This window comes from Pseudarthrobacter sp. fls2-241-R2A-168, from assembly GCF_030209335.1.
Lineage (GTDB): Bacteria > Actinomycetota > Actinomycetes > Actinomycetales > Micrococcaceae > Arthrobacter.
This window is the reverse complement of the sequence record NZ_JARVSG010000011.1, coordinates 15913-42681: the sequence shown is the minus strand read 5'-3', so window position 1 is coordinate 42681 and position 26769 is coordinate 15913. Positions and strand designations below refer to the sequence as shown.

The following is a 26769-nucleotide window of genomic DNA, read 5'->3' as shown; positions in this document are numbered from 1 at the left end:
GGACCTGCCGGCAGGCGGCGGGACGTTTACTGACACTTCGCGATAAAGTGTCTGTATGCCCAGGATCTCAGCGGCCAGCAACGCCGAGCAGCGCGCGGACACCCAGCGCCGCATCCTCACCGCCTTCGGTGAACTCCTCTTTTCCCACGGCCTGCCCGGGCTGACCATGACCGATGTGGCCCGGCATGCAGGGGTGGGCCGCACCGCCGTCTACAACTATTACGCCGACATCGAAGAGCTCCTCATCTCCTATGCGCTGGATGAGACCGAGAAGTTCCTGTCCGAGCTTCGCGAGGAACTGGGCCGCCTCGACAACCCGGTGGAGCGGCTGGCACTCTACGTCCGCGCCCAGGTGGTGGACCTCAGCCGCCGCCACCTCCCGCCGGGACCGGCGATGGGGGCCGTGCTGTCGCCGTCGTCCTTCGCCAAACTCGCCCACCACGTGGGCGAGCTGAGCGTCCTGCTGCAGGGCATCCTGCGCGACGGAATGGACCAGGGCTACCTCCCGGTGGCTGACGTGGGCCAGCAGGCACAGCTGATCCTGGGCACCCTCTCGTCCAGCGCGGCCCGCGGCAGCGACGAGCCCTCGGAACTGGAAGCGCGCGTCGCCCGGACGGTACGTTTCATCCAGCTGGGTGCCGGCGCACGGTTCGACCACGCCGGCCGCCCCGTCCGCCTGGCCCCGCTTCCTGCTGTAGCCGGCTAAGCCACGGTTCAGCGGGCGGGCACGGTTCAGCGTGCCGGCGCCGCGGAGGGCATGACCGGCCACAACTCGTCATCGGCGACGCGGCGGCTTTCCCGCGGGCAGCTGAGCTGGCCCGGCGTCTGGTCAACAAGGTCCGGCGGGGCGAGCGCCTTGTAGTCCTGGGCAAGGATCACGTCCACGCTTCCATCCGTCCGTCCGTCCTGGAAGTAGTCCGAACCCGGCAGGTTGCGCTGGACGCTGAACGCCGCTGACTGGCCCGCCGGGCCGGACACCACCGCGGCAACACCCCGATAGCCCGCCTCGATGTTGGCCACTGCCCCCACTACAAACTTCCGCGCCAGGAATTCATCGGCCACCGACCGCGCCAGCCCCGGCCGGCTGGTGGAGTTATAGACGTTGAGGTTGATTTTGTCGGCCGGGGTGTAGTCAAAGGTGCCGGCCGGGCAGGTCGACACCGACTTCTCGGCAGGCTCCGCTGCGGGAATCTTCAGGCGCCCGTTGATGATGGCGAGCGCGGTAATGATGGCGGCGGCGATCAGCCCGATCAGGAGCACAAGAACCACGCCGTGAAGCACGCGCCGGCGCACCCTGGCGGTGTCGTCGGCGTCGTGCCCTGTTTCAAAGGCGGCCCTCAACTCCGGGCCGGTAACAACCCGGTGGCCATGGAGGACGCTCGCGTCCTGCTGCTTCTTCCTAGCCATCTATGACCAGCACACGGGCGTGGATCGCCGTGCGCTGGTGCAGGGCGGTCCGGACGGCGCGGTGCAGGCCATCCTCCAGATAAAGGGTCCCCTGGTACTGCACCACGTGCGGAAACAGGTCACCAAAAAAGGTGGAATCCTCGGCAAGGAGCGCCTCCAGGTCCAGCGTGCGCTTGGTGGTCACCAGCTCGTCCAGCCGCACCGGACGCGGCGGCAGCGCAGCCCATTCCTTGGGCGTGTTGTAACCATGGTCAGGGTAAGGGCGGCCCTCGCCCACAGCTTTGAATATCACCATGCCACCCTAGGCACCCATCGGGTCCAGCGAAAGTATCCGGCACCCCCGCGGTCAGGTTGTAGCCAAACAGTGACCATGTGTCACACGCGGTGATCTTTGCAGCGCGCGGCCGGGACTTGACGGCGCTGCTGACAGAATGGAGCCATGACAGCAACCGAGTCCATTGCCACCTCCCGCCCTGGTGTGCGCCCGCCCGCCACGCCTCCCCTCGCGCTGCTGCTGGACGTGGACGGACCCGTGGCGAGCCCGGTGACCCGCGACGTGAAACAGGAGATCATCCTTGACCTTGTGGCGTTGGCCGCGGCGGGCATTCCTGTCATCTTCAATACCGGCAGGTCGGACGCCTTCATCCGCGGGCAGGTGATGGAGCCGATGATCGAGGCCGGGATTCCCGCGGGCACCATCATCCACGCCATCTGCGAAAAGGGCGCCGTCTGGTTCAGCTACACCGCTGCCGGCCCCGGCCCCATCCATGTGGACCGCGAACTGGCCGTGCCCGCCGCTTACGGCGACGATATCCGCCGGATGGTGGCCGAGGACTACTCCGCGCACATGTTCTTCGACGAAACCAAGCGGGCCATGGTGTCCGTGGAACAGCATATCGAGGTCCCCAGCGCCGAATACCTGGCCGAACAAAAACTCTTCGACGCCGACGCCATGGACCTGATGTCCCGCCACGGCCTCGGCGTGGTCCGGCTGGACCACCACGCCCCCAACTCGGACGACGAAGTGGACTACCGCGTGGACCCCACCATTATTTCCACCGACATTGAGTCGGTGCGGCTGGGCAAGGACCTGGGCGCCAGCCGGGCGGTGGAACTGCTGGCCGCCCAAGGCATCACGCCGCAGGCCTGGCGGACGGTGGGTGACTCCCGCACGGACTATGCCATGGCAGACTGGCTCCACCACAACGACCACGACGTAAAACATGTGGACGTCCGCCCGGCCGACGGTGTTCCGGACAAGCCCTACGACGTCCTGACCGCCGCGGACCTGGGGCTGGATTCCTCAGTGATCCACGACGACGCCGGCGGCGCTTTCCTGCGCAGCTGGCGGGAGTCGCTGGGGGCCTGAGCCCCTTCCGCGGCCGGGTGACCCCGGCCGGAAACCTGCCGTTTCCACCTCGCGGCTATCATGCAGGTAGGAAGGCTTACTTACATTGACCAGCTCGGAGAACACCATTACAGAAGCACCGGTACAGGACGAGGTCTACTACGGCAGCCAGGCGTCCGTAGAAGAACAGTTTCATGCAGAGGTTACCTCTGCCGCAGCGGAACAGCGGCTCAGGCACCGCCCCGACGTCATCAGGCACAAGGGCCGTTACGCCCTGATCAACTACAACAGGACGCCTTACCAGGCCATGGTTGAGGACCTGTTGTTCCTGCGCAATCTCCTGGTGACCAACGACCTTGCCTACCTCCTGGTCCGCGGCAACAACGACCGGCCCGTCCTTGCCCTGGACTGGAAGGACCGGAAGAAGCTCCGGGCCGCCCTGGTGGAGGCCTGCCGGGACGAGCCGTTCTACTCCATGACGGTGGATGCCAAAAAGAAAACCTCTGTCCTGGTGGCCGACGGCGAGCTCTCCTCCAACCGGCAGGCCCGCATTTTCCGCCTCTACCGCCCGCGCGTTGAACCGGGGGGCGGATTCGAATTCGGTGCCTCAGCGGGCGTGCAGATCGAACTCTGGGCCTTCGAGGGCGAGGAGCTGATCCTGCCGATCGAGAACTCCCTCACCCGCCGCACGCTCCTGCGGCAGGATGCCGTGCGCGGCACAGTGGAACGCTACGGCCACACCTGGCCCACCATCGAAAACATGTTCGCCGACCATGCCAGCGACATCAGCTTCGACATCGATCTGGTGTTCTCCTGGGTGGACGGCAGCTCGCCTGAGTACATCGCAGCCCGGCGCTCACAGCAGCAGGGCGTGGTCCTGGGTGAAGGCGATGACCACGAAGCCCGGTTCCGGCAGATCAACGAACTCAAGTACGCGCTCCGGTCCGTCTACATGTTCGCGCCGTGGATCCGCCGCATCTTCATCGCCACGGACTCCCCCGCCCCTGCCTGGCTGGCGGACCATCCTGCAGTCACCATTGTCCGCAGCGAAGAGTTCTTCGCGGATCCTGCCGTGCTGCCCACCCACAATTCCCAGGCGGTGGAGTGCCAGCTCCACCACATCGAAGGGCTTTCAGAGCACTTCCTGTATTCGAACGATGACATGTTCTTCGGCCGGGCGGTGGGCCCGGACATGTTCTTCACCCCGGGCGGCATCACCAAGTTCATCGAGGCCGAAACCCGGATCGGGCTGGGCGAGAACGCCGCTGAGCGCAGCGGCTTCGAGAACGCGGCCCGCGTCAACAGGAAACTGCTGTGGAACCGGTTCGGGCGGATCACCACCCGCCACCTGGAGCACACCGCAGCCCCGCTGAGGCGGAGCCTGGTGGAGCAAATGGAGCAGGAATTCCCCGAAGAATTCCGGAAAACGGCTGCTAGCCGGTTCCGCGCGGCTGACAACATTTCCGTCACCAACTCGTTTTACCACTACTACGCGCTGCTCACGGGCCGCGCGGTCACCCAGACGGCCGCCAAGGTCCGTTACGTGGATACCACCATGCGCGCCGGGCTGAACTACCTGCCCAAGCTGCTGGCCAAGCGCAACATGGACTTCTTCTGCCTGAACGATGGCAGCTTCCCCGAAGTCGATGCGGACGAGCGGGCCGAGCTGGTGACGGACTTCCTCGAAAAGTACTTCCCCATCAAGGCGCCCTGGGAGAAGTAGGCGCAAAGGCAAAGTCCGTGCCGCTGGGCGGCACGGACTTCGCTGCACTTCCTCTCGCTGCCGTCCTGGCAGGCCTTCCTACCGGCTCGTGGGCAGGCCGGGCTTCACACCGGTCCGCCGCTTCACCGTCTCAGGGATGCGGACCCCGGCCGCTGCCAGCCGCCGTGCGGTCTCTTCCGGCGACACATACTCGCCCACCGTCGTCGAACGTCCCATCGGGACCACTGAGTGCACGATGGTGTGCTCGTAAACATGCACCAGGTTGAACGCCTGCCCGCCGTCCTGCCCCCGGGTACCGCCCACGGGAACGTTCAGGTCCTGCGTGTAGCAGCTGGCCGAGGCGACTGAGACGGGGACTCCGGCAAAGCTCGCTGTGGTGGAGTAGTGCAGGTGGCCGGCAAGGATGGTCCGGACATCCGAGTTCCGGACAACCGCTGCAAGGGATGCCTGGTCCCTCAACTCCACCAGGACCGACAGGTCCAGGACGGAGGGGACCGGCGGGTGGTGGAGGGCCAGGATGGTGCCGTCCGGAGCCGGGGTCTCCAGTTCCCGTGCCAGCCATTTGAGCTGGGAGTCATCAAGTTCGCCGTGGTGGAACCCCGGGACTGACGTGTCCAGGGTAATGACGCGCAGGCCGTTGATGAAGTAGCTGTGGTCCAGGGGGGCGTCGTTCCCGGGCTGGTCCAGGAGGCCCTTCCGCAGGTTCGCCCGGTTGTCGTGATTACCCATGGCCCAGATGACTTCCGCGCCCAGTTCCTGGGAGGCTGGTTCAACGATGGCCCGGAGCTTCGCATAGGCCTCCGGATGGCCTTTGTCTGCCAGGTCTCCGGTGAAGATGACGGCTTCGGGCCTTGCACCGGATGCTTTGACCTCGTCGAAGAGCTGTATGAGCCGCTTTTCGCTGTCTACGACGCCGTAGAGGGGATCCGGACCTCCCAACAAGTGGGGATCGCTCAGGTGGAGTAGGAAGTGGCGTGGCCGGGGGTGTTCGGCCTCGATGTGCTCCATTGCTGCCTCTGTGGTCGGGGGGAAGCGGTTCTTCCCTTCTACCCTTCAGTAATCTTTATCCAATCAGACATTTGGCAAACTTTGGGTGAATCGCCGAAGCCGATGTGGAAAAAGCTAAAAGAACTGCGCTTTCCTGGAATTAATTCGGCAAGGCGCAGCCTCAGCCCAGGGCGCCTTCGATGGCGTCGATGACTTGCGCCGAGTCCGGCTCAACTGTTGGTGCGAAGCGGGCCACCACTTCGCCGTCCCGGTTGACCAGGAACTTCTCGAAGTTCCATTTCACGAGTCCGGGCAGCAGCCCCGTCTTGAATTTGGTCAGCTCAGCGTAGAGCGGGTGCTGGTCCTTGCCCCGGACGTCGGCCTTCACCGTCAGAGGGAAGCCCACACCATAGTTGCGCTCACAGAACTCCGCGATTTCACTGTCGCTGCCCGGCTCCTGGCCGGCGAACTGGTTGCACGGGACCCCAAGGATTTCGAACCCGCGGTCGCGGAACTTTTGATACAGCGCCTCCAGCCCGGAGTACTGGGGTGTCAGGCCGCAGTTGGAGGCGACGTTGACCACCATCACTACTTTGTCTTTGAATCTGCCGAAATCAGTTTGGGTTCCGTCATTCAGGGTCAGCGGGATCGGGTACAGGGATGTCACAGGCTGCGTCCTCAGGAAGTTGTTCATCAGGGGAAATTCGTTGCCGATCCGCCAGTGTACTGGTGGGGGCCGGATTTTTCCTGGACTGGTTTCCCGGGTGCGTTTCGCCGGGCAGCACACAGGCTGCCCCAATGGAGGGGTCTGCCGGCGCCACGCCGGCCGGGGAAGTTGCTTCAGTCGCCATGGGGGACGGAGCGGCCGACGGCGGACCAGCAGTGGCGGGGTCAGGTGCAGCAAGCGTCGGTGTGAGCGCAGGGATCGGGGCCTGGGTAGGTGTCGGCATTGGAGTCAGTGCCGGGATCGGGGTCTGGGTAGGTGTCGGCGTCGACGTCAGCGCCGGGATCGGGGTCCGGGTAGGCGTCGGCGTCGGAGTCAATGCCGGGATCGGGGTCTGCGTCGGTGTCGGCGTCGACGTCAGCGCCGGGATCGGGGTCTGGGTAGGTGTCGGCGTCATTGTTGGCATCGTCGTCGACGTGGGCGCGGTCGACTGACTCGGTGTTGACGTCGGTGTGGACGTCGGCGTCGCGGTCGGATCACCCGGCGAGGCAGCCGCCCCAGTCGGCGACGCCGTCGGGGACGGATCACCCGGCGAGTCAGCCGCCTGAGTCGGCGACGCCGTCGGGGACGGATCAGCCGGCGAGGCAGTCGCCAAACTGGGCTTCGGCGTCGGAGACGGATCAACCGGCGGGGCGGATGACGGCTGGCTACCCGGGGCCGCCACCTGTGCGGCAGACAGGGGGGAGGCCGGCGCCGCAGCCGCTCCTGCAGCATCTTGACCATCATGGTCGTCCGGGCCAAAGCTGACAGGTATGATCCACTGCAGCCAGCCCAGTGGGGAACCGCTGCCTGGCGCGAAGCTGCGCAGCTCTTCGGCCCCGTCGTCTGCCAGGGGACGCACCGGCAGCAATCCCCACGTCAGCGGATTGACATGGCGTCCGTTAAGGATGGTCTCGAAATGCAGGTGGCAACCTGTAGACCATCCGGTGGTACCCACCTCGGCGATGAACTGTCCAACATTGATCCTGTCGCCCGTGCGCACGGCAATGGCTTCGAGGTGGTTGTAGGTGGTGATCAGCCCGCTGCCGTGGTCGATCTCCACCCTGTTGCCCCCGCCCCAAGGGTGCCAGCCGGCGGCCCGGACCACGCCAGAGTCAGCGGCGTAGACCTTTGTTCCGCATGGCGCGGCGTAGTCCTGGCCGAGGTGGAAGTCGTTGGTGGCTCCGGACAAGGGGCTTACCCGGAAACCGAAGGGTGAGCTGGGTTTGAGCAGATCAAGCGGCGCCCGCAGGAAGCCGGCCGGCGGCCTGCCCAGTCCAGCGGCCCCCACCGACAAGGGCGGCGGATTGTCTCCGGCATAGCTGCCGAGCGCCGGACGGGGAAATGGAACCAGGGCCTGGGGATCGGTGGCGATAGTGGTCGGCAAAGTACTGGGGCCAACAGTGCCGGACGGCGCATCGCCCTGGCGTCCGGATAACGCAGGAGCCGCGTTGGGGCTGGCGGAAAAGGAGGTCCCGACACCCGGACCCGACGCCGCTGTCCGCTCCTGCACGCCTCCCGCCAGATTCAAGGACCAGACGGAGAGGGCCAGGGCACCCGAAGCGGCGAAGGCACGCACAAGGGAGCCATAAGGACGGCGCGGCAGTGCGTGGCTATTTGGTCTCCGATGTTGCCCCAAAAGACTGACTCCAGAACATAAATCAACCGCCCGCGTCATGACGGTATTTCCCATGGGACCACACCGCCCGAAGCCTGTGAAGCCCCGAGCGCGGGTTTGCCCGGATAATTGAGCAAACCTTGCGGTACATGCCTCCCTGGCCACCGCGGTCTTCCCGTAGGCAAGAATTGGATATGCGCAGTTTCCTCCGCGAATGGCAGGACGAACTCAAGAAGACGTTCACAGGCAGGGCCGATGCAGTCCCGGACTGGGTAACCAAGCTCGCCGAGGGTGATGATCCCGGGTACCACCTCCCGGGCTCGGCAGTGTGGGCAGTGCACGGTTCCATGTCCCCCATCGTGGCCGGAATCAGAACGCTGCTGATGCAATCCCTCCATCCGGGCGCCCTCGCCGGTGTGCACGAGCACTCCAACTTCCGTGAGGATCCCCTCGCCCGCCTGGCAGCGAGCATCCGCTGGATCTTCACCGTGACGTACGGGTCCAAAAGTGCCGCGGAGGAAGCGTCACGCCGCGTGCAGCACCTTCATGAGCAGGTGCAGGGCAGGTTCGTGGACAACCAGGGGGCAGAGCGTTCCTATAGTGCGAACGATCCGGAGCTGGCAGCTTGGATCCACCTTGCCTTTACGGACGCGTTCCTCACCGCGCACAAATTCTGGGGCGGTCCCATCCCCGGCGGCCCGGATGCCTACGTCCGTGAATGGGCGCAGGCCGGGAGGCTGATGGGCGTCGAGGATCCTCCGCTGAGCGAAGCGGACATGCGCGCGCAACTGGACTGTTGGTACCGGAGCGGCGAACTGCGCGTGGACCACAGGGTGTCTGAGACGGTGGAATTTATCCGGAACGCCCCGCTGAATCCCATGCTTCGGCCCGGATACCGCATCCTGTTTGCCGGCGCGGTCTACAGCCTGGAGCCCCGATACCGACAGATGCTCGGCTTGTCCGTGCCACGGCTGGGCCCTTTCCCATTGCCGGTGAGGTTGGCCACCAAGGTGGTGCTCGGCGTCGTCCGGCTTGCCCTTGGTCCGCGCGGCCCCAGCGAACTTGCAGCCAGGGCACGGCTTCGCCGGCTGGGATTCACGGAGAAGGCTCAGGCAGCCTGATAGGTGCGGGGAAAAACGAAAGAACCCGGTCCCGCCAATGCGGGACCGGGTTCCAACCGGCGGAGAATGGGGGATTTGAACCCCCGAGGGCGTTAACCCAACACGCGTTCCAGGCGTGCGCCATAGGCCGCTAGGCGAATTCTCCAACTGCTTCTGAATCAAAAGCAGGTACTAGACTACCTGAACTTTTCCGCATCGCCCAATTGGCGCTTCAGTGCCCGGTTTGGGGCCGGTTCCCGACTGTTCCCGGGAGGTGGCTGCCCGGGCCTTAAGCCAGAAATGGACGCCCCCAACGCGCCCATTCCATCGGAACCCCGTTGAGCTGCCGGGTCCGGCTCCGTTCAGCCAGGCCTCGCAGCTCACAATCTTGAGATTGCCCCAATCGGTGTACATACCCATGATCGTGGCTGGCGCGTAGATAAGCAATGAATTGCCGAGCCTTTGCGGGGACCGATAGGGAACCATGGAGGCATGAGCGAACTGCACGCCCTGGTGTTTTACGTCCCAGCAACGCACACCCAGCAGGTCCTGAGGGCCATTGGCGATGCGGGCGCGGGCCGGATTGGAAACTACTCGCATTGCTCCTTCACCTCCCGGGGAACAGGCCGCTTCACTCCGCAGGCCGGCGCCAATCCTCACCAGGGGCGGGTGGGCACGCCGGAAGAAGTGGCCGAGGACCGGGTTGAATGCATGGTGGAAGGGCCGTTGCTTGAAGCCGTGGTCGAAGCGTTGCGGGCCGCGCACCCGTACGAGGAACCTGCCTTGATGAGTTGGAAGGTTGCGGGCTGGCCCTCCCCCGGGGCCGATTCGAGTCGCGCCTGAACTTCGGGTAAAGTAACTGGCGGCCCCTCATGTGGCGTCATCCTGTTGAACTCCCCCAGGACCGGAAGGTAGCAAGGGTAAATGGGCTCTGGCGGGTGCATGGGGGGTCTTTACTATTCCCCCACAGGGCGGCAGACTGTCAGCCCGGATTGGTAGGGTTTTCTCTGTGACAGTTACTACCGCCCTGTACCGCAGATACCGTCCAGATTCGTTCGCTGACGTTATCGGGCAGGAGCATGTCACCGAGCCGCTGATGACGGCTTTGCGGAAAAACCGCGTCAACCATGCATACCTGTTTTCCGGCCCCAGGGGCTGCGGAAAAACCACTTCGGCGCGCATCCTGGCGCGCTGCCTGAACTGTGCCAAGGGCCCCACGGACACCCCTTGCGGCACCTGCCCCAGCTGCATTGAGCTTGCCCGCGGCGGTTCCGGATCACTGGACGTGATCGAGATCGACGCCGCCAGCCATGGCGGTGTGGATGACGCGCGGGACCTGCGCGAACGGGCCACATACGCTCCCGTGCGGGACCGCTACAAGATCTTCATCATCGACGAAGCGCACATGGTCACGTCCGCAGGCTTCAACGCGCTGCTGAAGATCGTCGAAGAGCCGCCGGAACACATCAAGTTCATCTTCGCCACCACGGAACCGGACAAGGTCATCGGCACCATCCGCTCCCGGACACACCACTATCCCTTCCGGCTGGTGCCGCCCGAGCCCCTCATGGCCTACCTGGAACTGCTGTGCAACCAGGAGAATGTTCCGGTGGCGCCCGGAGTCCTGTCGCTGGTGGTCCGTGCCGGCGGCGGTTCCGTCCGTGATTCCCTTTCCGTCCTGGACCAGCTGATGGCCGGCGCCGGGCCCAACGGCCTGGACTACGAACTGGCCGTTGCGCTCCTTGGCTACACTCATGCCTCGCTGCTGGATGACGTGGTGGAAGCTGTTGCCGCCTCAGACGCAGCCACCGTTTTCCGCGCCGTGGACAGGGTCATCCAGACCGGCCATGATCCCCGCCGGTTTGTCGAGGACCTGCTGGAACGCTTCCGCGACCTCATCATCGTCCAGGCCATGCCTGAAAGCGCGCAGACCATACTGCGCGGCATGCCTGCCGACCAGATCGCGCGCCTGAAGAACCAGGCCCACAACCTTGGCGCCGCCGAGTTGTCCCGTGCTGCAGATGTCACCAACACGGCACTGACCGAAATGACCGGCGCCACGTCACCCCGGCTTCACCTGGAGCTTCTGTGTGCCCGGATCCTGCTGCCCAGTTCCGAGCAGAATGAGCGCGGCATGGCGGCGCGGATTGACCGCGTGGAACGCCGGCTCAATTACGCCGGAAACGACGTCGGTGCTCCCGCCGTCGAGTCGGGTCACCAGCCTGCCCCTGGGGGTCACGCCGTGCCGGTTGGGAACGCCGCACCAGCCCCCGCAACAGCCCCAGCAACCGTCCCCGGCGCTCCCCGGCCGGAAGCAGCCAGCCCTGCGCCAGCAGTGCAAGAACCGGCACCGACGGGACCATCGAACCCCGCGCGTGCCGCGGCCCAACCGGCTTCCGCGCTTGCTCCACAGAATGCGCGTCCTGCGGGAGCAACGGGTCCGGACGGCAGGCCTGCGGCCGCCGCTGCACCGGCTGACGCTGAAAACCGTGCGCCGTTGACCGCGCCCCGCGTGAGCACCAGCGACTGGCCGGTAGAGGGTTCCGCCGGAACCTCGACCGCCCCTGCTGGTTCGCGCCCGGCCCCCGCTGGATCACGCTCCGGCGAGCCGAACACACCTGACCTACGGCCCGAGCCCGCCCCTGTTCAGCCCGTCCAACCCGCTCAGCCGGTTCAACCCGCTCAGCCGGTTCAGCCGGTATCCGTTCCTGCCGGGCACGCGCAACCTGGCCCGGCTTCTTCGGGGCCCGCCGCACCCGCTCCCCCGGCCGCCATGGGCGACGTGGAAGTGCTGCGCCGCGCTTGGCCGGACGTCCTGCAGACCCTGTCGAAAATCAAGCGCAGCACTTGGGCGCTCGTTGAGCCGAACGCCCAGGTGAGCGCCTTCGACGGACACACGCTTACTCTTTCGTTCACCACGTCCGGACTCGCGGGCGCCTTTGGCCGGGCAGACCATTCGGAAAACCTGCGGCAGGCAATCCACAAGACTGTGGGCATTGACTGCCAGATCACCGCAGTGGCCGGCAGCGGCGGCCGGACGAGCTCTGAACCAAACCCAAAAGCACCCGCTAGCCGGCCTGCCCCGGCAACGTCAGCCGATGTTGCCTGGGGACTGGCTCCCGCGGCCGCCGTTACCACGTCACCAGAGACACCAGCACCATCCGGTGCTGCTACGGCTCCCGGCAAGGAGCAAGCTCCTGGAAGCGTTGCGGGCCACCCCGGGACCAATACGGCAGGGGAACGGCCTGCAGCGCCGGACTCCGGACATCACCAAGAGGCGAACGTCCAGGGCGCACCCGCCACCGGTGTCATCGCAGCCCGGACGCCAGCCACCCGCCCTGCCCAACCGGCGGGCGCAGCTCCGGCAGTCCCTTCGGCTCCGGCCCCTTCAGCCCAACCGGCGGCAGGCAATTCCGCCGCACCTTCGGCCCCTGCCGACCCGTACAGCGGCGCCGCCGGCGACTACTCGTACTCTGACGACGACTGGGGACCGCCCCGGGACGAGGACGCTCCCCCGCTGGATGAAGAGCCTCCCCTGGACTGGGACCCTTCGGCGCGCCCAGAGCCCCGCTCCACCCGGGGTGGTTCGGCGGGCCAGAGTAGCAGGGACTCGCGGGCAACTGTTCCACCCGTCGCTTCAGCCATGGGAAACCTGCCGGCCCGCCAGCCCGGAACCCGGCCAAACTCTGATACCCCGGCAGGCACCGGAACCGTGCCGGCGACGCCCGCAACCGGAGGGGATGCACCGCACGATCCCTGGACGCGCGCGGTCGAACAGGCGCCGGGTGTCTGGGTAGTCGGCGAGGAAAGCAACATTGGGAAACTGGCAGCTGCCGGCATCGCGGAAACGGAAGCTCCTGCCTCCACGCCGCCCCACCACTACGAACCCGCCGCTGCGCAAATTCCCCCGTCCATACCGGTTACCGGTACGGCCTCCGCCGTGGATGCCGAGTGGGGCCTGGCAACAACTGCCCCTTCCACGGGTGAAGAGGCAGGCCAGGGCAGCGGATCCTCCGGACCAGCGCCGGCACGTGCTCGAGAGTTCGCCATGGCGTCGGCCGCTCACGTGGCTGCGCCGGCTGCTGCAGCGCGGCCAGCCCCCGCCCCCGCACCGGCACCGGCTGCTTCCGTGGCGGCGCCTGCGGCGCCGGCCCCTGCTCCGTCTGCCACAACTCCAGCGGCTCCGGCACCGGCCGGCACGCGGCAGAGCCTTTACCAGCGTCTGTCCAACAGCCCTGAGGCAGAGGCAGGCCGGGCAAAAGCCCCTGCCCGCGCCGTCCCGGCCGCCGCCACTTTTGTCCAGGACATCCCGAGCCCGGACGATGAGACCATTGAGGCATCCGGCGTCTTCGGCCGTGCTGCGGTGGAACGTATCCTTGGCGGGAAGCTGATCGAAGAACGCTCCCTCGACGGCAGCCCAGTGCCGCCCCGCTACTGATCCAACCACTATCCGCTCCTAGCTAAAGAGGAAAACGTGTACGAAGGTGCTGTCCAAGAGCTGATTGACGAGCTCGGACGCCTTCCCGGCGTGGGACCCAAATCCGCCCAGCGGCTGGCGTTCCACATCCTTGAAGCGGACCCGCAGGACATGAAGCGGCTGGTGGAAGCCATCACCACCGTGAAGGAACGGGTCAAGTTCTGCACGGTCTGCGGCAACGTCACCGAGCAGGAGCTCTGCAACATCTGCCGTGACCCCCGGCGCGATCCCGCGGTGATCTGCGTGGTGGAGGAATCCAAGGACGTACTCGCCGTGGAACGTACGCGCTCGTTCCGGGGCAGGTACCACGTACTGGGCGGTGCCATTAATCCGATTGCCGGCATCGGTCCGGAGCAGCTGCGGATCCGCGAGCTCCTCACGCGGCTGAACGACGGCGCTATCCAGGAAGTCATCATCGCCACCGATCCCAACCTCGAGGGTGAGGCGACGGCCACCTACCTGGCCAGGATGTTGAAAACTATCGGGATCGCGGTGACCAGGCTCGCGTCCGGGCTGCCCGTAGGCGGCGATCTTGAATACGCGGACGAGGTCACGCTGGGGCGCGCCTTCGAGGGCCGCCGGAACGCCCTCACCTGAGGCCGGGCGAATGCCCCCGGGTGAGATCGAACCGCTCGTCACCGAGCGGCTCGTCCTGCGGCTGGTCGAGGGCTCGGACGAGGCCGCCATCCACAGTTACCGCAGCAATCCCGCCGCCACCCGGTACCTCTCCCACGAGCCGCTCTCCGTCGAGGCCAACCGGGCAAGGCTCAAAGAGCTCCTGGTCCTTGCCGAGGCATCGGCCGGCGCCTGGTTCAACTACTGCTGGGCCATCACCCTGCGGCAGTCCGGGCAGGTGATCGGGGATGCGCGCACCTGGAACAGCACTGCCGTCTCCAGGCCGGGCATGCTGGCCCCCGGATGGCATCCTGCCGGGCACGCCGCGTTGGCTTACGTCCTGCATCCCGATTACCACCACCACGGTTACGGACGTGAGGCTGCGGCCGCCCTGGTGACCTGGCTCTTCGCGCAGCGCGGGATCAACACTGTTGCAGCGGCGGTCTACGAACCGAACAAACCATCCATCCGGCTTCTCCGCAGTCTCGGGTTCCGGCCGGATGCAGTTCCCCCCGAATATCAGGAAAGCACCGGCAAAGGCCTTCCCTTGCTGATGTTTCGGCTGGAAAGTCCAGCTTCATCACCCTGAGGCGGACCGGCGCCTGGTCGCCGCATAACCCCCGCCAAGGAAGACCCCGCCCACAGCCGCTTGCACGCCGATGCCGACGGCTGCCAGTGGCACTCCGTCCGCTGCGCCGTCGCGCTCCCGGCCCTCCACACACGGAACCTGGGAAGCATCAGCGGCGTCCAGCATCGCTCCGGGAAACCATGCCAGCGTGTCATCCTGGGAACCGGATTCCCCGGCCAGCATGCTGAACAGGATCAGCGGATTGCTCGCAGCTATCCAGGCGATCCTCTCGGTGTGATAAACCTCCGTGAAACCCCGCAGTTCGGGCAAGCATTGCCACGACACCATCTGTCCAGCGCCGTCACGTTCTATGTTCACAGCAACAAGGACCCGCTCCGAGGTTCGCACGGCGGGAAGAAGCGCCGCCACGGCAAGGACATTTCCGAGCAGGAGCAGGAAGGCCGCACTCCATGCCACGGCCCGTCCAGTGTTCTTGCCGAACCACCACAGCGTTCCCGCCCCGATCGCAGCAAAAACCAGGACCTCCCACAGGGCCACAGCGGCCGCTATAACGGCTACGGCAGGGGATGATTCCGTTGCGTAGGCAAGGCAAAGCAGGAACAGCGCAGCCAGCAACGTGAAAACCACGCCGCGGCCACAAGCCACCGTCCAGGCCAGGAACGGCCCCTCTGCCGGAGAACCCCCGTCCTCGTCCGTCCTGCCCCGATGGCGTGTCCATCTGATCGCCAGCACGCAGGTAACCGGAACCAGGATCGCCGCGGCCAGAACGTAGACGCCTCCGGGCGCATCGGGCGGAACGTCACCTCCGGTTGCCACCATCACCGTCAGCAGCCCAGCGGCCAGGGACGCCAGGAAAATAGTGGCTGACTGCCACCAGAAGCGTCCGGAGACGACAATCCGGGCGACGTCCACCGAGGCCTGGCTCAGGACCATGCGGGCGGCGCCCGGGCTTGGCGGCAGGGAATCATCGTCTTCAGCGGCCGCAGGGATGGTCCCGCCTGCGCCAATAACCTCGTACACAGGTTCTTCGACGCCGAAGCCCTCGTCCTGCCGTTCGTCACCGGCCACAGTCCAAGCCCCCGTATCCCACAACAGGCCCAGCCCCGGTGCTCACGGGGCTAACCCCATCGTGGTCCACCGTGCCGGGCCTGTCCACAGAAGCAGCTACGCTATGCGGGTTCCCCGCGCCAATTTGCGGGCGGGCGTGCGAAGCGCACGCCAACCCAGCCACATCAGGAGTGCGGCCACCAACAGCTGCAGGCCCAGTCCCAAAGGCCACAGCGGGGTGGACTGCGCCAGGTACCGCAGTTTGACCTCGCCGTTCGCACACGGGAAGGTGCCCTCCGGACCGGCCATGGCATACCGGGCACCCTGGCTGATGGTCTCTATTGCGCCCACCGATGAGTAGTTGCGCTCCTGCGAACGGTCCTTGTAGGGGATCGCATCGGCCACCACCACGTAAGGGTTCATTGCTATCAACCAGGCCACCCGTTCGGTCCGCATGGCGCTCTGCTCCTGCAGCGGTCCGGAGCAGGTGTACTCCGGTTCAAGGGGCCCCTGTTGGCCTCCCTCCCGGGACAGCGGCTCGTACGCCCGGTATTGGGCCTGGTTGGCCATAATGGTCCCCTGCGTAAGCCCTGTTCCCAGCCCAAAGGCGATCAGGGTGCCCACGGCAAGGCCGGCAACGGCGAGGTACGTGACCACGATCGAAAACAGTGGCCGGCCCGCGAGCGCCGAGATGCCAACACCGATGGCGCAGACAACTCCCACCTCAACTGCCAGCATGAGCAGCGCCACCAGGACGTGGCCGGGAGTCATGCCGCCCAGCGCCACCCCGATTACCAGGAAGGGCGTGCTGGCCACCAGGAAGGCCAGGGCCGCGGCCCACGCCGCCACGAATTTGCCCCACAGGATCTGGCCGGGCCGCAGCAGGGTTACCTGGAGGATGGCCAGAGTGCCGCCGGCCCGGTCGCCGTTAACGGCATTGGCGGACAGCGCCGGGGCAACCAGCAGCGCAAAGAGCAGGACGAAGGCCAGGACCACCTCGAAGATCATGGATCCTGGACCGGTGTCCGGCGGCGCCACGTAGCCGGGGTATCCGCGCTGCGCCTCCTGGCTGGCGTTCCAGCTGGCCCAGGTCAGCCAGGTCACGAGGCCTGTCAGGACAAACCAGATGGCCAGCATGATGTACCAGCCGCGGGACCGCAGCCGCTGCTTGAGCTCAAGCACCACCACATCCCGAATGCCGGGCAGGTAACCGCCGGTTGTCCTGCCGCCGGTGTCCTGCCGGTCCTTTGTTGCGTGGCTCATCGCAGCTCCCCTTCGAGGCTCATGTAGGTCTCTTCAAGGGCCCCTGATGCGGGGGCAAAGGAAGTCACCCCGACGCCGGCGAGCACCAGGTCACGCAGCAGCCGCTCGGCGTCGCTGTCACCGCCCAGCATCAGGCTGAGAGCCGGGCGGCGTCCTTCCTCGCGCCGGAACGCCAGCCCCAGCCCGGTCAGTTTGGCAGCGAGCGCATCCATGTCGGAGGCGGTGACGGCGTAGCGCCGACCGGCGGCGGCAGCCTGCTCAGTGGTTTGCTGCCTGACGGTACGGCCCTTGTTAACAAACACGGCGCCGTCGGCAATTTCGTCCAGTTCGCTCAGCACGTGGGACGAAACCACCACCGCCTTGCCCTCTGCCGCCAGTTCCCGCAGCATCAGCCGAAGCTCCACGCGTGAGCCGGGATCCAGGCCCGATGCCGGTTCGTCGAGCAGAAGGACGGAAGGATCGTGGATCAGGGCCCGCGCCAGGCTGAGCCTCTGCTGCTGTCCGCGGGACAGCACCCGCGCCGGTTGGTCGGCCAGGTCGTCCAGCCGGACGCGTTCCAGCAGCTCTGCGACCCGCAGTCCGATGCCCTGGGCGGGAAGCCGGTAGAAGCGGGCCATCTGGGTGAGGATTTCACGGGCGGTGAGCGACTCCCACACACCCAGGGTGTCCGGCATCCAGCCAACCCGGCTGCGTACTTCCGCGCGATCCTGGCGCGGATCGAGGCCGCCCACACTGATGCTGCCTTGGTCGGGCGCCAGCAATGACGCCAGCATCAGCAGCAGCGTGGTTTTGCCGGCCCCGTTTGGCCCGATCAGAGCGGTCACCTTGCCCGCCGGGGCATGGAAGTCCATATGTTCGACGGCGTGTACCGTGCCGAAGCTGCGGCTGACGGCATGAGCCGTGATGCCGCCGTCGGGCTCCAGCCCCGCCGTACCGTCCGATAACTCAGAAATCATTGGCATGTATAACGCACCTGTCCCCCACAGTTTTTGATGCACGCTGACACTTTTGAGCGTACGCCCGCGGACGCTGGCGGCACGCCTCCCAACGCTCAGGATTCGGTCACAATTCAACCCCTGACCGCGGGCGGCGATAAACTGGTGCCACGAAGTCGCGCCAACAACGGCGTAAGTTCCCCAGGGTCAGGGCCAACACAGCATCACCGCTGCTTGGGCCGGCTCCAATTTGATCCAGTGAAGGTTCGCGCATGAGTACGCCCACTACAGAAGTGCACAACGCAAAGCAGGCACAGGAGCTGCCCGCCGGCGGCGCAGTAACCAAACAGCTGATCGTGCAGAAGTTTGGCGGATCATCCGTAGCCGATGCCGATGGCGTCAAACGGGTGGCCAAGCGCGTAGTGGACGCCCAGTCTGCCGGCAATGAAGTGGTTGTGGTGGTGTCAGCCATGGGCGATACCACTGACGAACTCCTGGACCTGGCCGCCCAGGTGACGGACTCGGCCCCCGCCCGTGAAATGGACATGCTGCTGTCCGCCGGTGAGCGTATCTCCATGGCGCTGCTTGCCATGGCCATTAACAAGCTGGGCGCCTCCGCCCAGTCCTTCACCGGCTCTCAGGCCGGCATGATTACCGATGGCATCCACGGCAAGGCCCGGATCATCGACGTCGACCCCCACCGGATCCGCACCGCACTCGACAAGGGAAACATCGCCATCGTGGCGGGCTTCCAGGGCATGAGCCGCGCCACGAACGAAATCACCACCCTGGGCCGCGGCGGCTCGGACACTACGGCGGTGGCACTCGCAGCAGCACTTGAGGCGGACGTCTGCGAAATCTACACGGACGTGGACGGTATCTACACCGCCGACCCCCGGGTAGTCCCCTCAGCCCAGAAGATCGACACGATCTCCAGCGAGGAAATGCTTGAACTTGCGGCGTCGGGAGCCAAGATCCTGCACCTTCGCTGCGTGGAGTACGCGCGCCGGTTCGGCGTGCCACTGCACGTCCGTTCGTCATTCAGCCAGCACGAAGGCACCTGGGTCATCCCCAGCGCCGAAGACAAGATCACCACTCAAGAGGGAGTTGCCTTGGAGCAGCCAATCATCTCCGGCGTCGCGCACGACCGTTCCGAAGCCAAGGTCACCGTTGTTGGTGTGCCGGACATTCCCGGCAAGGCTGCTGCCATCTTCCAGGTCATCGCCGATGCCCACTCGAATATCGACATGATCGTGCAGAATGTGTCCACCCACGGCACCGGCCGGACGGACATTTCGTTCACGCTGCCCATCGTGGAAGGCGCCGACGCACTGGCAGCGCTGCACGCAGCACAGGACCAGATCGGTTTTGAAACCATCGAGTACAACGAGCAGATCGGCAAGCTGTCCCTGATCGGCGCCGGGATGCGCTCGCACCCAGGCGTGTCCGCCACGTTCTTCAAGGCACTCTCGGATGCCGGCATCAACATCAACATGATCTCCACCTCGGAGATCCGCATCTCGGTTGTTACGCATGCCGACCTGCTGGACGAGGCCGTACGGGTCATCCACCGGGCCTTTGAGCTGGACAGCGAGAGCGAAGCCACTGTGTACGGCGGCACGGGCCGCTAACAGCTCCCCGCACCGCGGGACTTGCAAAACCGACTTTCAGTAAAAATGCACTGGTGACGGACTCAGTCCGTCACCAGTGCAATTTTGGGTCCGGCCGCAGCTGCGCTGCCAGGGTCAGGCCTCCTTCTCGAGGTCGTCGCGGCGTACCGCATAGTGGTGGCCTGACGTATCGGTTTCCACCACAAAGTGCGTCAGTTCCTCTTCCGAGGCCTGCTCGAACTCGTCATGCTTGTGTACCACCGGCAGACTGGAGTCCACCCGGGCGGCGGGGCCAAAGAAGAAGCGGAGCCTGTCCGTCAGGCTCATGAACCCATCGATGAAATGTGCCACTGTTTTCCACCCCCCTCCCGCGAACCGGGGAAAGAGCGATTCCAAGAAAATCCTGGCGGAGCCAGTGCCCTTATTTTACGCCCGGCACCTTAAAAAGGATCAGCAGCCCAGCAAAACCGGGCGGACTGCCGGGACACTAGCGGAGCCGGCGCAGGGCCGGCAGCAGGGTCAGCGAAGGGATTTGTCGTCAGGGTTCCGGGGCACCACATAGGTGCTGCCGTCTGGGCGCGTGAGGGTCTCCCACTGCTGGGTTTCAGCCTCGCGCTCGGCCAGGAGCCGGCGGTTTTCCTCCGTCATATCGTGGATCAGGGACGTGCGGCTCGCGGGTCCGAAAATGGCCCGCAGCTTGCCCGTTGCCCGCATGAAGCGCTGGGAAGCGTTTCCCTTGCTTCCGGAGCTTGCCTTACCCATGAACCGACTCCTTCCAGTCACCCATCCACCGGTAAAAGTGTACGCTAATAATTAGTGCACTAACAATTGGAGGCCTGATGAACCCCGCACCCGGTACTGGCACCATCCAGGACGATGACCTGCTGCTGGAACACCAGCTGTGCTTCGCGCTGACCGTGGCGGCGCGCAGCGTAGTGGGAGCCTACAAGCCAGTGCTGGAGAGGATGAACCTGACCCATCCGCAGTACCTGGTGATGCTGTGCCTCTGGGAATCCAGCCCCCGCACCGTACGGAACATCAGTGATGCCCTCGCACAGGAACCGGCCACCATCTCGCCCCTGCTGCGTCGCCTTGAGTCCTCGGGCCTGATTTCCCGACGGCGGGTGGACGGCAACGAGCGCGCCCTCGCCGTTGACCTGACGCCGGCGGGTGCGGCGCTTCGGCAGGAGGCGCTCAATGTCCCGGGGACCATGATGGAGCGCCTGGGCCTGACCCGTGACCAGGTGGGCGAGCTGCACGCGTCCATGATGGGCCTGATCGCAGCTACCTCCAACGGCCGACAGGCTTAGCCGGGCGATGATGCTGCGGCAGTAGAATGGCAGCATGACGGACAGGCCTCGGCGCGGGCACCAAGTGCTTTCAGGCACGGTGCCATCAGCAGTGCTCCTGCTGACTGCCCTCCTGCTGGTGCCAAGTTGTTCCTCCGGGCAAGGCGGCGGCAACTCGGGCAGCCCCGCAGCCCCCGCTTCTTCACCAGCATCGCCGGGTTCCGCAGCGCCGTCGGGCAGCACCGCCCCCGACGCCGAATCCACCATCCCGGCGCCCTCCCCCGAACCACCCGCAGGGCCGTCGGCCGGCCCGGGGCAGGGCAATGCTGAATTGGCCATCACCTATAAGTCATCCGCAGCCGAGCCGGAGGTCCACTACACGCTGGTCTGCGTCGACGGCATGCCCGACGCCGAAAGCAAGCACCCCACTCCTGCGGCCGCCTGCTCCGCCCTGAAAGAAAACGCGGCACTGCTGGCCTCCCCGGCGCTCCGGACCGACCAGGCGTGCACGGAGCAGTACGGCGGTCCGCAGGAAGCCACGGTGACGGGAGTGGTGGACGGCGTCCCTGTTGATGACGCCTTCAAACGCACCAACGGCTGCGAGATCAGCGCCTGGAACGCGGCAAAGGACGTCATCGGTGCCAGTGGTGGAGCAGCTTAGGGTCCTCGCGGCGGACGAATGGCGGGAGAGGGAGGAAGCCCACCACCAGCGCGTCAGCCGCTACGCGGACCCCTACCTCGCCCGGCGCTCAGCTGGACAAAAGCATCCGGTGGAGGACTTCCTTTTCACCTACTACACCCAGAAACCAGGCCAGCTCCGGCGCTGGCACCCGGGTGCCGGCGTCGTCCTTGCGGGCGGGGAAGCGGCCGCGCGCCGCGGCTGGAAACACTACCGGACGCTCGACGACGACGAACTCGCCTCCCTCGGGCTGCCCACGGGAAGTACCGCTCTCACCTTGGACCGGACCGGGTTCCTTGCCGACCGCAAGGATGCCGTCGCCTTTGCCGGCATCATCCTCCGCGGCACTGCTGCGCGGCCCGCCCAGTTTGGCTGCTTCGGCCTGCACGAATGGGCCATGGTCTACCACCAGGACCGGTTTGACCTCCGGCACGAGTACCTGCAGCTGCGCCTCGGCTCAGCGGGGACGGACAAGGTGGTGGAGGACAACCGGATCCGCTGCACCCACTTCGATGCTTTCCGTTTCTACACGCCGGACGCCATCCCGCTCAATGAACTGGCTCCCAGCCGCGAGTCCCAGCGGCACCTGGAGCAACCGGGATGCCTGCACGCCAACATGGACCTGTACAAATGGGCCTACAAGCTGCTGCCGGCCCTGCCCAGCGAACTGGTGATGGACTGCTTTGAACTGTCCTGGCGCATCCGCGCCATGGACATGCAGGCTTCCCCCTACGACCTCGCCGAGTGGGGTTACCCGGCCATTGCCATCGAAACCCCGCCGGGCAAGGCCGCCTACGTGGAACACCAGCGTGGTTTCGCGGCCGAGGCAGCCGGACTTCGCGAAAAGCTTGCCCTTGAACTTGCCGCACTCGGGGGAAACGGTGCGGCATGATCGACCTGACCATCAGGCTGCGGGAGGACCCCGGCGCAGCCGAATACTTCTTCCGGCTGGTGGCCGACGATAACGGCCCTTCCGCTGCCAGCACCCTGCCGGATCCCGAAGCTGCATTGACCGCGGTCCGGACTCACGGTGAGGACATCTTCTTCCCGAAACCCGGGCCGCCCAGACTGTGCACCCAGCAGTACGGCGGGCCCCAGGTTGCCGTGGTCACCGGGACGTTCCACGGCCGGGTTGTTGAATCGGTTTTCACCCGTACGGATGGCTGCGAAATCGCCAGGTGGAGGGCGATCGCGCCGCTGCTGGGCAGCGCCGGCGGTGCGTGGGGCAACACCTAGGTTTCGCGGGAGAAAAAGCAGGGAAGGAGCACGTGCTAGGCCGCAGGCACGCCGTCCGCGAAGGCAACCTGCGGAGCGCCGGACGGGGCAACGGAAGCTGCGCCCACCTGGACGTTGACCCAGGTCCTGATGCCGTTATTGCCCAGGCTCAGGCGGGACAGGTAAGCCCCTTCGGACAGGCCGGTCCACGAGAGCGTGGCCGCCGTGGCGGTTCCGTTCGGAGCCACGATCGGGTTCGGATCCACCCTGAGGTTGCCGGCATCCCCGGCAAAGGTCACGGCCTGGACTGTCGCTGTGGCCGGTCCATTGTCCGGGGTGGAGTAGAGGTTGGCCACGATGTAGTAGGTGCCCGCCCGGGGTGCCTCCAGATCCAGGAACTCACTGGCCGAGGCCGTCGCCACCTGGGTGGCCGTCAGTCCTCCCGCGCCATTCGGTGCGTAGACCACCATGTCCCAGTCGACGTCGTCGGATTGGGCCTGGACACCCAACCGGGCGAAGGAGGCCCCTTCCGGCACTGCCACCTGAAGCAGTGCGTTGTGGGCATCGTTGGCTGGTGCGTACTCGCCGGGAGTCTTGGTGATGGCCGTCTGGCTCACTGGAGCCAGGCCTTCCACGCCAACGCTGATGGGACTGTCCGACCCTGAAACCAGTTCCATGGTGCCGCTGCCGCTTCCGGCCGGTGAACTGAAGGAGAACGAGGGTGCGATCTGTGCATCAACCGGCCGGACGGCGATCGGCGAGCTTACGGTGCGGGGACCCTTCCATGTCAGGCTGCCTGTACTGAATTGGCCCACCGGTGCGCTTACGTTCCGGATGGTCAGGGTAACTTCGCGGGTCTGGCCTGCCTTGGCAAAGTTCAGTGCTTTCGGTTCCACCTGGACATTGAAGCCGGGCAGGTTGACCTCCGGCCGGTACATGCCGGGGACCAGGGCAGTCAGCTGGCGCTTGACCTGTACCTCGCCCACCAGGCTGCCGAGCGCGATGGACGGCAGGTTCAAATCCCGGGCGGCGATGGTGCCGGCCTGCGGAGCGCCGGTGTCCACACCCTGGCCGTTGAGGAAGCCCAGCCAGTCCTTGATCCCGGAGTTGTAAACCAGGCCCGGATCCAGGACTCGGGTTGAATCGATGTGCCCGGCACCGCCCTGGAACGGATCCGTGTTGGGCGTACCGTCCGCGTTGACGAGGGGGTAGGCCGTGGTCATCATGGCGGATTTGACCATCGCGGGCGTCCACTTGGGCTGTTTGCTGAGCACCAGTGCGCCGAAGCCGGCAATATGCGGTGCCGCCATGGACGTGCCGGACATAAAGCCAAACTGATCCCCGTGGTTGCCGATGGTGGAGACGCCGGCAAGGACGTTGACGCCCGGAGCCGCGATGTCAGGCTTCAGCAGGTCTCCGCCCGATGCGAGGGTGGGACCACGTGATGAGAAACCGGCGATCTGGGGAGCGGGGGCAGGGGGCAGGCCGGTCAGGTCGCCTTTGACGAGGCTGACGGTCAGCGTGGGGTTGGCCTCCAGCTTGGACTTCAGTTCCAGGCTCTTGGGGGCGTTGACGTGCACGGTGGGCAGCACGTGGTTGTCCGCGTCTTCGGAACTGCTGGTGAGGTTCACCAGGATCATGCCCACGCCGCCCTTGTCCTGGACCTCCTGGCTTTTGGCCGTCCGGTCCACCACGCCGCGGTCGCAGACCACTACTTTGCCGGACACCTTGGCAGCATCGAGAGAGCCGGGGCCGCAGAGGTTCGGGTTGGCGGCCCCGGCAGCCGCCGCCGCGGCAGCAACCACCACAGGTTTGTCTGCGACTTCGGTCTTCATGATGGAGGCGCCCCGGTAGACCGAGCCGTCCGAGACCTTGACGGTGCCCAGCAGATCGCTCGGGAAAGTGGACGCGGCCACTGTGGTCAGCCACGGTGAAGCGTGGTTCACCGTGGAAACGGTGGGGCCCGAGTTGCCGGCCGAAGCCGAGACAAAAACGCCTGCCGCGGCGGCGTTCAGGAAGGCCAGTGCCACAGGATCGGTGGTGCTGTTGTTGTTGCCGGAAATGGAGTAGTTCAGGACGTCCACGCCGTCCTTGACGGCGGCTTCCACTGCCTCCACCGATGCGGAGGAGTAGCAGCCGCCGGTGTCCGGGTTGGTATCTTCCCAGCAGACCTTGTAGACGGAGACTTTGGCGGCGGGGGCAACACCGGAACTCCTGCCGAAGCTTGCGCCGTCGATGACCTGCTCCACGTTCGCATTGCCGGCCGCAGTGGTGGCGGTGTGGGTACCGTGGCTGCCCACGTCCACCGGAGAGATGAGTTCCTCCGGGGCACGGTTCGCGGGGGTCACGTACTGCAGGAAGGAATCGGCGAAGTAGCGGGCACCGATGACCTTGGAGTTGCAGAGGGAGCCATCGAACGCCGCCCCCGTTCCCTGGCCTTTCTGGCATTCGCCCTCGAAGGTGGTGCCATCGGCCTTGAGCATGGCTATCTTGCCGTCGGCGGTCCGGTAGGGAACGCCAAGCTGGGCGGGACCGCTCAGGGGCTGGACGGGCTCGCCTTGGAGGAACGGGTTGTCCGGGGCGTAGCCGGAATCGATGACTCCCACCACCACGCCTTTGCCGGCATTGGCCTCGCCGCCAAACTGCTTGGCCCACGCACCTTCCGGCCCGGTCAGTTTGAGGAAGTCGGTGGTGGTGTAATCCGGCCGGTTCTCGACGTCGGGTGCAACCAGGAGAACGCGCTGGTCCTTCGACAGTTCCATCGCCTGGGCGGCGGTCAGTTCGGCGGTGAAGCCGTTGAGGGCAGCCGTGAACTGCTTTTGCGGTGTGGCGCCCTGGCTTGCAGCCACGTCACGCTGCTGCTTGCGAAGGTGCGCGTCATAAGCTTTGTAGTTGGCGCTTGCGGAGTCCAACTTCCGGCCGCTTTGTGGTTTGGTTGCCCCAAGCCCCGGGGTTTCACCCTCATAAGCGGCAGCCGCCGCACCTGCCAGCACAACAACGTAGCGGCCGTCCTTGAACTCAACAGGCGCGGTTTTCTTGGCAGCGGGCGGCAGAACCTGTCCGGCCGGCGCCGCGGTGGCGGGAGTGACGGCCATCGGGGTGAGGAGAAGCGGCAGGGCCACGGCCATCGCCGCAGCCCTCCGGAATCCCCCGCCCCTTACGGGGCTCTTTCCAGTTGATCTCACGTGCAACCCTTTCGAGAGGTACCGGCCCAGCCATGGTTGGGGGCCCGAAACGACCGGCCCGGCACACGAAGTTACAGATCTTGTCATTCCGTGACACCGGCCGATTCAAAGGGTACAGAGTGATAGCCAAATATGACATAGGACACTAAGGCAGATTTTTTCTAGTCATGCGGTTCGCGGGCATGCCCGGTTGCCGGGCACGAAAAAGGGCGCCCCGCAGGGCACCCCGACTACCTCACGCTGCTGTGTCCGCCGCTGTTATTGGCGGGGCGTCCTGACGACGTCGCTGATCCACTGCCTGGTTTTTTCGTCCACCGGTCCGGCAACACGGTTCTCCCGGGCAAACCGGTCTGCCTTGATCTTCTGCAGGACCATCCGGCCCAGCCCGGCGAAGACAGCCGCGGCCATCACCGGCAACAGCACGGATCTCGATTTCTCAGCCATTCAGCAATCCTAATGACCCCACCCGCACAACTCCAGAATCTCTTCAATACGGGACTGCGGCGGAACCCTGTGGCTCCCGCTCCATATGCTGCCCGAACCGGTCAGCACGGCAGGAATCAGCCGAATACAGGGTGGGACGCTCCGGCCGGTAGAATGGACTAGCAAGCTCGCGGAGCGCCCGTCCACCAAGTCTTTCAAAGTGTCCCCCAAACACCTCGGTACGGCGTGAGACGGCACCACTGAGCTGCGCCCTTACCCAAGCTCACGCACAGGAGTTACCGGATGCCCCGGATCGTTGTTGACGTTATGCCCAAGCCCGAGATTCTGGACCCGCAGGGGAAGGCTATCGTCGGCGCTCTGCCCCGGCTGGGCTTCACCAGCTTCAGCTCTGTCCGCCAGGGCAAGCGTTTTGAACTGACGGTCGACGGCGAGGTGACCGAGGACATCCTGGCCCAGGCACGCGATGCCGCAGAGACCCTGCTGTCCAACCCCGTGATCGAGGACGTCGTCAACGTCGAGGTCGTCGAGGCCTGAC

The 26769-nt window shown here is 65.7% G+C and carries 26 protein-coding genes, 1 tRNA gene, 1 other RNA gene and 1 pseudogene; 16 read left to right on the top strand and 13 right to left on the bottom strand.

Annotated features, from left to right (window positions below):
- Window positions 1–55: 55 nt before the first annotated feature.
- Window positions 56–706 (top strand): TetR/AcrR family transcriptional regulator, encoded by a 651-nt coding sequence (locus QRN11_RS08460; protein ID WP_285250615.1) that lies wholly within the window; start codon window positions 56–58, stop codon window positions 704–706.
- A 26-nt stretch (window positions 707–732) separates the two neighbouring features.
- Here QRN11_RS08460 and QRN11_RS08455 read toward each other — a convergent pair whose 3' ends face one another.
- Together QRN11_RS08455 and QRN11_RS08450 are read right to left on the bottom strand one after the other, a co-directional pair.
- Window positions 733–1407, bottom strand: coding sequence for a LytR C-terminal domain-containing protein (locus QRN11_RS08455; protein WP_285250614.1), 675 nt, complete (start codon window positions 1405–1407; stop codon window positions 733–735).
- On the bottom strand, window positions 1400–1699 hold the full coding sequence (locus QRN11_RS08450) for a type II toxin-antitoxin system VapB family antitoxin (RefSeq protein WP_170850843.1): 300 nt from the start codon (window positions 1697–1699) through the stop codon (window positions 1400–1402). The genes QRN11_RS08455 and QRN11_RS08450 overlap by 8 nt, the downstream gene beginning before the upstream one ends.
- Before the next feature lie 147 nt (window positions 1700–1846).
- On the opposite strand from QRN11_RS08450, the gene QRN11_RS08445 reads away from it, so the two are divergent.
- Together QRN11_RS08445 and QRN11_RS08440 are read left to right on the top strand one after the other, a co-directional pair.
- Window positions 1847–2776 (top strand): hypothetical protein, encoded by a 930-nt coding sequence (locus tag QRN11_RS08445; protein ID WP_091421167.1) that lies wholly within the window; start codon window positions 1847–1849, stop codon window positions 2774–2776.
- A 286-nt stretch (window positions 2777–3062) separates the two neighbouring features.
- On the top strand, window positions 3063–4478 hold the full coding sequence (locus tag QRN11_RS08440) for a stealth family protein (protein ID WP_502935021.1): 1416 nt from the start codon (window positions 3063–3065) through the stop codon (window positions 4476–4478).
- Window positions 4479–4556: 78 nt separating this feature from the next.
- Here QRN11_RS08440 and QRN11_RS08435 read toward each other — a convergent pair whose 3' ends face one another.
- Both QRN11_RS08435 and QRN11_RS08430 read right to left on the bottom strand, forming a co-directional pair.
- Window positions 4557–5486, bottom strand: a complete 930-nt coding sequence (locus tag QRN11_RS08435; RefSeq protein ID WP_285250612.1) for a phosphodiesterase — start codon at window positions 5484–5486, stop codon at window positions 4557–4559.
- A gap of 160 nt (window positions 5487–5646) precedes the next feature.
- On the bottom strand, window positions 5647–6132 hold the full coding sequence (locus QRN11_RS08430) for a glutathione peroxidase (protein ID WP_285250611.1): 486 nt from the start codon (window positions 6130–6132) through the stop codon (window positions 5647–5649).
- Between the two features lie 131 nt (window positions 6133–6263).
- On the opposite strand from QRN11_RS08430, the gene QRN11_RS08425 reads away from it, so the two are divergent.
- The gene (locus QRN11_RS08425) at window positions 6264–6623 is read left to right on the top strand and encodes a hypothetical protein (protein ID WP_285250694.1); all 360 of its coding nucleotides are present in this window, start codon (window positions 6264–6266) and stop codon (window positions 6621–6623) included.
- Window positions 6624–7111: 488 nt separating this feature from the next.
- Here the strand turns inward: QRN11_RS08425 and QRN11_RS08420 are convergent.
- Window positions 7112–7846, bottom strand: a pseudogene (locus QRN11_RS08420) (M23 family metallopeptidase); the annotation flags it as partial.
- A gap of 134 nt (window positions 7847–7980) precedes the next feature.
- On the opposite strand from QRN11_RS08420, the gene QRN11_RS08415 reads away from it, so the two are divergent.
- The gene (locus tag QRN11_RS08415; RefSeq protein WP_285250610.1) at window positions 7981–8907 is read left to right on the top strand and encodes an oxygenase MpaB family protein; all 927 of its coding nucleotides are present in this window, start codon (window positions 7981–7983) and stop codon (window positions 8905–8907) included.
- A 60-nt stretch (window positions 8908–8967) separates the two neighbouring features.
- On the opposite strand, the gene QRN11_RS08410 is transcribed toward QRN11_RS08415, so the two are convergent.
- Window positions 8968–9052, bottom strand: a tRNA-Ser gene (locus QRN11_RS08410).
- A 326-nt stretch (window positions 9053–9378) separates the two neighbouring features.
- On the opposite strand from QRN11_RS08410, the gene QRN11_RS08405 reads away from it, so the two are divergent.
- The 5 genes from QRN11_RS08405 (at window position 9379) to QRN11_RS08385 (ending at window position 14567) form a co-directional block, all read left to right on the top strand.
- On the top strand, window positions 9379–9729 hold the full coding sequence (locus QRN11_RS08405) for a YqfO family protein (protein WP_285250609.1): 351 nt from the start codon (window positions 9379–9381) through the stop codon (window positions 9727–9729).
- An 18-nt stretch (window positions 9730–9747) separates the two neighbouring features.
- An RNA gene (ffs, locus tag QRN11_RS08400) (signal recognition particle sRNA small type) lies at window positions 9748–9844 on the top strand.
- 51 nt (window positions 9845–9895) lie between these two features.
- Window positions 9896–13324: a DNA polymerase III subunit gamma and tau gene (locus tag QRN11_RS08395; protein ID WP_285250608.1), complete on the top strand. Its 3429-nt coding sequence runs from the start codon at window positions 9896–9898 to the stop codon at window positions 13322–13324.
- A 36-nt stretch (window positions 13325–13360) separates the two neighbouring features.
- Complete coding sequence (gene recR / locus QRN11_RS08390) at window positions 13361–13960, top strand: recombination mediator RecR (protein WP_091421154.1); 600 nt, start codon at window positions 13361–13363, stop codon at window positions 13958–13960.
- A gap of 10 nt (window positions 13961–13970) precedes the next feature.
- The gene (locus QRN11_RS08385) at window positions 13971–14567 is read left to right on the top strand and encodes a GNAT family N-acetyltransferase (RefSeq protein ID WP_285250607.1); all 597 of its coding nucleotides are present in this window, start codon (window positions 13971–13973) and stop codon (window positions 14565–14567) included.
- On the opposite strand, the gene QRN11_RS08380 is transcribed toward QRN11_RS08385, so the two are convergent.
- From QRN11_RS08380 to QRN11_RS08370, 3 genes are all read right to left on the bottom strand, one after another.
- Complete coding sequence (locus QRN11_RS08380; protein WP_285250606.1) at window positions 14559–15635, bottom strand: hypothetical protein; 1077 nt, start codon at window positions 15633–15635, stop codon at window positions 14559–14561. The genes QRN11_RS08385 and QRN11_RS08380 overlap by 9 nt on opposite strands.
- A gap of 96 nt (window positions 15636–15731) precedes the next feature.
- Complete coding sequence (locus QRN11_RS08375) at window positions 15732–16877, bottom strand: ABC transporter permease (RefSeq protein WP_285250605.1); 1146 nt, start codon at window positions 16875–16877, stop codon at window positions 15732–15734.
- Window positions 16874–17833: an ABC transporter ATP-binding protein gene (locus QRN11_RS08370; protein WP_285250604.1), complete on the bottom strand. Its 960-nt coding sequence runs from the start codon at window positions 17831–17833 to the stop codon at window positions 16874–16876. The genes QRN11_RS08375 and QRN11_RS08370 overlap by 4 nt, the downstream gene beginning before the upstream one ends.
- Window positions 17834–18084: 251 nt before the next feature.
- On the opposite strand from QRN11_RS08370, the gene QRN11_RS08365 reads away from it, so the two are divergent.
- A complete protein-coding gene (locus tag QRN11_RS08365; protein WP_285250603.1) occupies window positions 18085–19443 on the top strand; it encodes an aspartate kinase in 1359 nt (452 codons plus the stop codon).
- A gap of 114 nt (window positions 19444–19557) precedes the next feature.
- On the opposite strand, the gene QRN11_RS08360 is transcribed toward QRN11_RS08365, so the two are convergent.
- Window positions 19558–19773 carry a hypothetical protein gene (locus QRN11_RS08360; protein WP_091421138.1) on the bottom strand — a complete coding sequence of 72 codons (216 nt, stop codon included), beginning with the start codon at window positions 19771–19773 and terminating at the stop codon, window positions 19558–19560.
- Window positions 19774–19941: 168 nt separating this feature from the next.
- Window positions 19942–20184 (bottom strand): hypothetical protein, encoded by a 243-nt coding sequence (locus tag QRN11_RS08355; protein ID WP_285250602.1) that lies wholly within the window; start codon window positions 20182–20184, stop codon window positions 19942–19944.
- 77 nt (window positions 20185–20261) lie between these two features.
- On the opposite strand from QRN11_RS08355, the gene QRN11_RS08350 reads away from it, so the two are divergent.
- From QRN11_RS08350 to QRN11_RS08335, 4 genes are read left to right on the top strand one after another with little or no spacing between them, the layout of a single operon-like run.
- Window positions 20262–20732, top strand: coding sequence for a MarR family winged helix-turn-helix transcriptional regulator (locus tag QRN11_RS08350; RefSeq protein ID WP_285250601.1), 471 nt, complete (start codon window positions 20262–20264; stop codon window positions 20730–20732).
- 34 nt (window positions 20733–20766) lie between these two features.
- Complete coding sequence (locus tag QRN11_RS08345; RefSeq protein ID WP_285250600.1) at window positions 20767–21372, top strand: SSI family serine proteinase inhibitor; 606 nt, start codon at window positions 20767–20769, stop codon at window positions 21370–21372.
- A complete protein-coding gene (locus QRN11_RS08340) occupies window positions 21350–22282 on the top strand; it encodes a 3-methyladenine DNA glycosylase (RefSeq protein WP_285250599.1) in 933 nt (310 codons plus the stop codon). Before QRN11_RS08345 ends, QRN11_RS08340 begins: the two co-directional genes overlap by 23 nt.
- The gene (locus QRN11_RS08335; RefSeq protein WP_285250598.1) at window positions 22279–22626 is read left to right on the top strand and encodes a subtilase-type protease inhibitor; all 348 of its coding nucleotides are present in this window, start codon (window positions 22279–22281) and stop codon (window positions 22624–22626) included. The genes QRN11_RS08340 and QRN11_RS08335 overlap by 4 nt, the downstream gene beginning before the upstream one ends.
- Window positions 22627–22661: 35 nt before the next feature.
- Here the strand turns inward: QRN11_RS08335 and QRN11_RS08330 are convergent, their stop codons facing one another.
- Both QRN11_RS08330 and QRN11_RS08325 read right to left on the bottom strand, forming a co-directional pair.
- Window positions 22662–25733 (bottom strand): S8 family serine peptidase, encoded by a 3072-nt coding sequence (locus tag QRN11_RS08330; RefSeq protein WP_285250688.1) that lies wholly within the window; start codon window positions 25731–25733, stop codon window positions 22662–22664.
- 315 nt (window positions 25734–26048) lie between these two features.
- On the bottom strand, window positions 26049–26234 hold the full coding sequence (locus tag QRN11_RS08325; protein ID WP_091421117.1) for a hypothetical protein: 186 nt from the start codon (window positions 26232–26234) through the stop codon (window positions 26049–26051).
- Between the two features lie 282 nt (window positions 26235–26516).
- On the opposite strand from QRN11_RS08325, the gene purS reads away from it, so the two are divergent.
- On the top strand, window positions 26517–26768 hold the full coding sequence (gene purS / locus QRN11_RS08320) for a phosphoribosylformylglycinamidine synthase subunit PurS (protein ID WP_003798434.1): 252 nt from the start codon (window positions 26517–26519) through the stop codon (window positions 26766–26768).
- Window position 26769 lies beyond the last annotated feature (1 nt).